Source organism: Desulfovibrio sp. ZJ369 (assembly GCF_011039085.1).
Taxonomy (GTDB): domain Bacteria; phylum Desulfobacterota; class Desulfovibrionia; order Desulfovibrionales; family Desulfovibrionaceae; genus Desulfovibrio.
In genome coordinates this window covers 1-5,649 of the sequence record NZ_JAAKEI010000073.1, presented here as the reverse complement: position 1 = coordinate 5,649, position 5,649 = coordinate 1, and the positions used below count along the sequence as shown (strand labels likewise).

Genomic DNA, 5,649 nt, shown 5'->3' with positions numbered 1-5,649 from the left:
CAATTGCCTGGCTGTTGCTTTTCCATCAAGATACGCATGAACAGCCTTGGTTCGGATTTCTTCAGATGCAAATTTCATCTCTGCAATCTAAACGATTTCTAAATAAAATAAAAGTCAAATTGCTCTAAAGCCGGTATGGTTCCTGCTGAAGCAGGCTTAAGTCATTCACCCTCAATCCGGAAGGTCTCATCAGCATCTTCCTGTTGCGCAATGTATTGCTTAATAACCTCATCGGTCACATTACCACTGCTGCAACAAAAATAGCCGCGCGCCCACATATGGCGTCCCCAATACTGGCGGCTCAACAATGGGAATTCGTTTATCATGCCATGGGAAGTTCGGCCTTTCAGTTGTTGCATCAGCTTGCTCACAGCAAGGTTTGGCGGAACTGAAACGAAAAGATGGATATGGTCGGGTGCTATATGTCCTTTGAGTATTTCCACCTGATGTTTCTCACAAATACCGCGTATCAGCGACCTGGCCCTTTGGGCGATGTCGCCTGACAAAATCTTTTTCCGGTACTTGGTTATCCAGACCAGGTGCAAGTGAATTGAGAAAACCCTGTGGGAGCCTTTACGATAGTTGCTCATGCCCACATTCTACAAAAGAAACGCTAAAGCCGCCACCTAAAGGTGGGGGTTTTACCCCTCCCTGAGTGGGACAATAAAAGTTGCGCGTAGTCAGGATAGAAAAGCAGAAGTCAGGTTGCACGATTATTTATATTGAATAATCTCTTCCAACCCTTTGACACAGTTACACAAAATTTTCCGCATATATGCGGCGTAGTTTGGTGAAATTTTGTGACTTTCTCTTACACCTCTCAAGTATAGATAAAGCTGATACAGTGTTATAAATTTTTGCGTTATATTTTTACATTTTCCGATATGCTCTTTGCAAAGAACATGGGTATCCCCAAAAATCATAAGTTTTTTTCCAATGATAATTGCACAGAATATGTATCGTGAGTCATGACGACATCTTCCTTTCTTCCGCATACCTCACAGCCATAAGACCAACTGCCAACGCTATCCGGGTTTCCCAGAACAAAATCCAGCAACGGTTTCTGGCGAAGAATATCGGCATTCAGTGCCCTTATCCCATAGAGAATACACGCCTCATATTCGATCCTGCATCCCCGCGCCTTTTCCCATCCCTCCATAAAATAGACGGCATCCACCGTGGACATCACCTGGAGCGCCTTTCCCAGACACCATAGGGCCTGATTTCCGTTTTCCGGGGGTGTGTCCGTGAAAACGGTATCCACCACCGCATGGCCCTCGTCTTCCAGTTTGGCGACGACCGTCGCCCGCCGTTCCCGAATTTCCTCCGCCGATAGCCCCTTCATGGGCTGAAAAATCATTACTCGCATACGATTTTTCTCCTGTTGTTGGTATTCATGTCGGACAGGGGGAGCCTCGCTTGAAAGAAAATTTTTGTCAATAGACAAAATTTGCCTTGACTTATGTATTGTCTTTCGACAATATCGACTTGCCAACCGGGAAAAGGCGGCGAACAAGGCCCACGGGCCAGAGTAGCCACAAGCCTGAGTCCGGAAGGCGACCGCCCGGAGCAGGATTCCAGAGGCCCGAACGACACACGGCCCATGCGGCACGGTGGATCAGTAGGACACCGCGAGAGAAGCTCGGAACGGCGGATGGAGAAAAGTAAGCTGGCCCGGCAGGAAGGGGCGCCCGCACGAATGGCCCGATATGTAGGGCAGGCCGAAAGGCGGCGGGCGGTGGCGACGAGAGCGCCGCACGGGTGGACGCCAGACACGAGCAGCCCGTGAAATTCAGAAGGTTACATCTTGTAACCGATTGGCGAATTTCGTTTCTGACCGCCGGTTTCCGGAAATGCCGGAAGCCGGCGGAACCGAAGCGGAATTTGACGGAAGAGGGTCTCACTTTTGGGATGATTTTCTTAAAAAATTCGTTTTATTTTAAATGGTTGTAAAAGGAGTTTGACTCTAAAAGTCATACCTTGTGACGGAAATTGTCGTTGCATTTCAGACAAAGCTGTCATATTTCTATCTTGTAGAAGCCGCTAACCGAAATGGGAAGCGGTTATTCAAGTCTGAAAAGGGAGATGTGCCATGCCCATGTCAGCTAAGGATGTCCTTTCGGCCTATTGGGATGACGGCAGCCTTCCGGTCGACCCTGGATATATCGCCACACAAATGGGGATTTCGGTTCTGGCCGCCCCCAATCTTGACGGCAGCGGACATTATGAGCCCACGGGCGCGAAGAACGGAGGCCCGCTTATTACTTACAATCCCAAGGAAAGTATTGTCAGGCAGCGTTTCACGATTGCTCATGAGCTTGGGCATCATGCGCTTTCGCACGGGCCTCGTGACCGAGATACTCCTGAAAATTTTACAATGATTTTTAGCGATCCCAAGGAGGTGGCCGCCAACAAATTCGCCGCCCACTTGCTTATGCCGAAGGATTTCGTACATGCATTGATTCAAGTTCGCGGTGTGCGTGAACTGGAAAAGCTTGCCTCTCTTTTCAAGGTATCCAAAGCAGCAATGCGGTATAGACTCAAGGACCTGGGTTATGGAATCCGCTGATATCTGTTCTTCCCAAGACCTTTCCGGGGGAGATAGCTCTCTATCCTCAATTAGTATTACTGAAAATAATCAGCAAACCGAAATTTCGCTTGAAATACAAAGATACAGGCATAGACAATGGCTCTTCATCGCGGTTTGCATCATATGCGGCTTGCTCTATGCCATATTTTTTAGTGTGATGTGGATGTTGGTGACACACACAATCATGCTTCAAATGTTCGTCGCCCATAAGCATGTTATGGGCCTTTTGCTGGCCCTTCTGCTGGTACCGTCCGCCATGTTGTGGGGGCTGGTAAGAGCGGTATTCAGGATAGACCCCGCAAAAGAGGATTATACCAACGTGCTCAAAGAAGGATTCAAAATTCATCCCAGCTTATAAGGTTCATGCAAAACACGAGGCGGATTCTTCGGAGCCGTCCTTTTCCTTCACAGGCCGCCGGGATTCCAGCGGCCTTTTTTGTGCCTTTCGACAAGGTTTCGCACCCTGGCCCAAACTGCTGGATCAGCCCGTGAAACATGACACAAATTTCGTTTCCGACAGCCCGTGAGCTTTCACAGCTCACGGGCTGGACTGGATCGGAAAAATTCTACCAGTTTTTCCCCTTGCTCATAAGGGCACTTTGTCTTATTTTTAATAAAAAGCCGCTGTATGCGGCTATTCGTGTCTGCTCAACCACTCAGAGAAAAAAATCATGAAACGACCAATCAAGGCGATAATCGCCGTTTTTGTTGCTTTAGGAGCGATGATTTCCTTCTCGCCCCGAGATACCCGAGTTCGGTTGTCGTCAGCACCTGACGAAGCGCAACAAGGTATCGAAAGACATTTTGTGGCAGTATGGGACATTTTAGGAAATGCGGTAGCGCGTAATGAAGAATAGCCCGCAGAAAAAGCAGCCTCCGCAGACTATTCGTCGGACGACACAGGGAATCATCTATCACGGGCCTGTTCCTCCTCCGGCCATTATGGAGCGTCTTGAGCAAATAGTGCCCGGTGCGGCAGATCGTATCATTGCGATGGCGGAAAAAGATCAAACCGCTTCACATGAGGCAGCGCAACACGCACATGAACGAGCGGCACAGATAGAGGCGGACGAACATCGCGAAAATATGACAGCCCTATGGATGGCGTTTACCATTTGCTTTATTTTTTCCATTGGTGGAGTGGCACTTGTACTCCACGGTTTTGAAAAAATAGGCGCCGCATTGATCTGTACAACGCTTCTCGGAGTTGTAAGTTCTTTTTTGAGTAGGAAGAAACGCCACCGCGACTGACTTCCCGCTGTCTTTTGCCTGTAACGGCCCTCTCCGGAGGGCCTTTTCTTTTGCCTTTCGGCAAGGTTTCGCGCCCTGGTCCAAACTGCCGTCCAGGCGCGGCCCGATTCCATCGGGTATCCCTCCCCCTGTTCTTCAGGCGGCGGGCGGCAGCAACCCGGCGCGGCGTCTGAAGCGGGTTCATCGGAGTTGATTGTCAAGGAACGGTTTGCTTGACGTTCAAAATGTTGTGATTTACAACTTTTATCAAGCGGGAATTACAGGTATGAATAAAGAACGTTTTTCCTGCTACCTTTCCTCTGATTAAGGAGGAAAGGCCATGAACGAAGCAAGGCAGATCGAGATGGAAGCTTGGGTTATCGACTTCTTGGATAATCGGCGCAAAGAAAAAAAAATGACTGTTGAGGAATGGGCTACCCGCGTTTTCCCAGACGCTCCCCCCTCAGCGGCAAGGATGCGGCTTCAGGGCTTACGGAAGCCACAAGGCTCCACAGGAAAAAGAAAACGTCTTATTTTTTCAGAGTTTACGCGTATGGCTCGCGCCTTGGACATATCGCCTAGCGAAGTTTGCGCCCTCGCTGAAAATGCCTTTGGGGTTTTATCCGAAAGGAAGTAAGCCAAAACTTAAAAAAGTTGTAAAAGCCTTCTTTTTTTCTGTTGATAAAAATTGTAATTTACAACATTTTGAACCCGCCAAGCACACAACGCCTGCCCGCAAGGAAAGGCCAACGTGCGAGGCGGGTTTTTCGTTGGCTGGCCCGGCGGAAGGGGCAAGGTTCTTTGACAATCGAAGCGAAGAAGGCCCTACCGGGACGTGCGAGGATAGCTGCCTACGCGGTTCGGACAAGCCGGAGCACACATGGCCAACGCGTTTTTGACAGAGGCCGTGAAAATGGCTATCTCTGAATACAGACAGCAGGAGGCCATTATGACCGCCACAACCTTTGATACCCTCGGATACTTTGAAAAGCTCAAGGCCGCCGGCTTCACGGAAGAACAGGCGAAGGCTCAGGCAAGCGCCCTCCGTGAAATCATTGAGGAACGCCTTGTGACCAAAGGAGACCTTGTGCAGATGGAACTTCGCCTGACCAGTGAAATGCAAAAGTTGGAACTGCGTATGACCCTCAAGCTGGGGGCCATGCTGGCGGCGTCCATTGCTATTGTGGCAGCTCTTGTCAAGCTGCTGTAACTGGCAAATGTCCCAGATTCACGGGCGGCTCTCAATGAGCCGCCCTTTTCTTTTGCCTTTCGACAAGGTTTCGCACCCTGGCCCAAACTGCCGTCCAGGCGCGACGCATGATAGTACACCAGCACTGTTCACCCACAGGGCCGGGGCAAATCCCCGGCTCTTTTTTTTGGAGGCCCGCATGGCAACGGCAATCTGTGAACGGATACGCGAAAGGGCGGACGTGCTCGCCTACGAGGCTGAACGCTATCCGGCCACGGCCCATATCGCACAGCTTTGGCTCATCAACGCGCTCAGGTGGGCGGGCCTGCGTGACGATGTGAGCCTGGAACGGCACCTCAAGCTGCGGATCGCGGGCCTGTCCCGGCTCCGCAGGGAGGAGTTGGAACGCACCGCTTCCGCCCGGCTGCATCCGGGCATCATCCAGGCACAGGAGGACACATGTGCTACGGCATCCGCGAATACGAAGGCAGCCGGGGCAAGTCCGTACTGATCCATTTCAGATCCGCACGCCGCCGCATCATCGGCGTGCTGCCCATGCCTGACGGTACACGCGAGTCTTTTACAGGCCGCAATATGGCTCAGGTGTTGCGTCAATGGCAGCAGGCATTGGCCGGGAGGG

The 5,649-nt window shown here is 50.8% G+C and carries 10 protein-coding genes; 8 read left to right on the top strand and 2 right to left on the bottom strand.

Annotated elements, in window-relative coordinates:
- Positions 1 to 161 precede the first annotated feature (161 nt).
- Together tnpA and G7Y51_RS12985 are read right to left on the bottom strand one after the other, a co-directional pair.
- On the bottom strand, positions 162 to 590 hold the full coding sequence (gene tnpA, locus G7Y51_RS12990) for an IS200/IS605 family transposase (protein ID WP_165178143.1): 429 nt from the start codon (positions 588 to 590) through the stop codon (positions 162 to 164).
- Positions 591 to 919: 329 nt separating this feature from the next.
- Entirely contained in the window at positions 920 to 1,369 is a 450-nt protein-coding gene (locus tag G7Y51_RS12985; protein ID WP_165178141.1) for a DUF4406 domain-containing protein, read from the bottom strand.
- A gap of 723 nt (positions 1,370 to 2,092) precedes the next feature.
- Between G7Y51_RS12985 and G7Y51_RS12980 the strand changes: the two genes are divergently transcribed.
- The 8 genes from G7Y51_RS12980 to G7Y51_RS13630 form a co-directional block, all read left to right on the top strand.
- Positions 2,093 to 2,569 (top strand): ImmA/IrrE family metallo-endopeptidase, encoded by a 477-nt coding sequence (locus G7Y51_RS12980; RefSeq protein WP_165073070.1) that lies wholly within the window; start codon positions 2,093 to 2,095, stop codon positions 2,567 to 2,569.
- A complete protein-coding gene (locus G7Y51_RS12975; RefSeq protein WP_165178139.1) occupies positions 2,556 to 2,948 on the top strand; it encodes a hypothetical protein in 393 nt (130 codons plus the stop codon). The genes G7Y51_RS12980 and G7Y51_RS12975 overlap by 14 nt, the downstream gene beginning before the upstream one ends.
- 313 nt (positions 2,949 to 3,261) lie before the next feature.
- On the top strand, positions 3,262 to 3,447 hold the full coding sequence (locus G7Y51_RS12970) for a hypothetical protein (RefSeq protein ID WP_165178137.1): 186 nt from the start codon (positions 3,262 to 3,264) through the stop codon (positions 3,445 to 3,447).
- Positions 3,437 to 3,841 carry a DUF2335 domain-containing protein gene (locus G7Y51_RS12965; protein ID WP_206214347.1) on the top strand — a complete coding sequence of 135 codons (405 nt, stop codon included), beginning with the start codon at positions 3,437 to 3,439 and terminating at the stop codon, positions 3,839 to 3,841. Before G7Y51_RS12970 ends, G7Y51_RS12965 begins: the two co-directional genes overlap by 11 nt.
- 319 nt (positions 3,842 to 4,160) lie before the next feature.
- Entirely contained in the window at positions 4,161 to 4,457 is a 297-nt protein-coding gene (locus G7Y51_RS12960) for a hypothetical protein (protein ID WP_165178134.1), read from the top strand.
- Positions 4,458 to 4,700: 243 nt separating this feature from the next.
- Positions 4,701 to 5,030 (top strand): DUF1640 domain-containing protein, encoded by a 330-nt coding sequence (locus G7Y51_RS12955; RefSeq protein WP_206214346.1) that lies wholly within the window; start codon positions 4,701 to 4,703, stop codon positions 5,028 to 5,030.
- 178 nt (positions 5,031 to 5,208) lie between these two features.
- Complete coding sequence (locus tag G7Y51_RS12950) at positions 5,209 to 5,520, top strand: hypothetical protein (protein WP_165178130.1); 312 nt, start codon at positions 5,209 to 5,211, stop codon at positions 5,518 to 5,520.
- Positions 5,469 to 5,649: hypothetical protein (locus G7Y51_RS13630; protein ID WP_206214345.1), on the top strand; the 181-nt coding region annotated here is incomplete at its 3' end. The genes G7Y51_RS12950 and G7Y51_RS13630, both read left to right, overlap by 52 nt.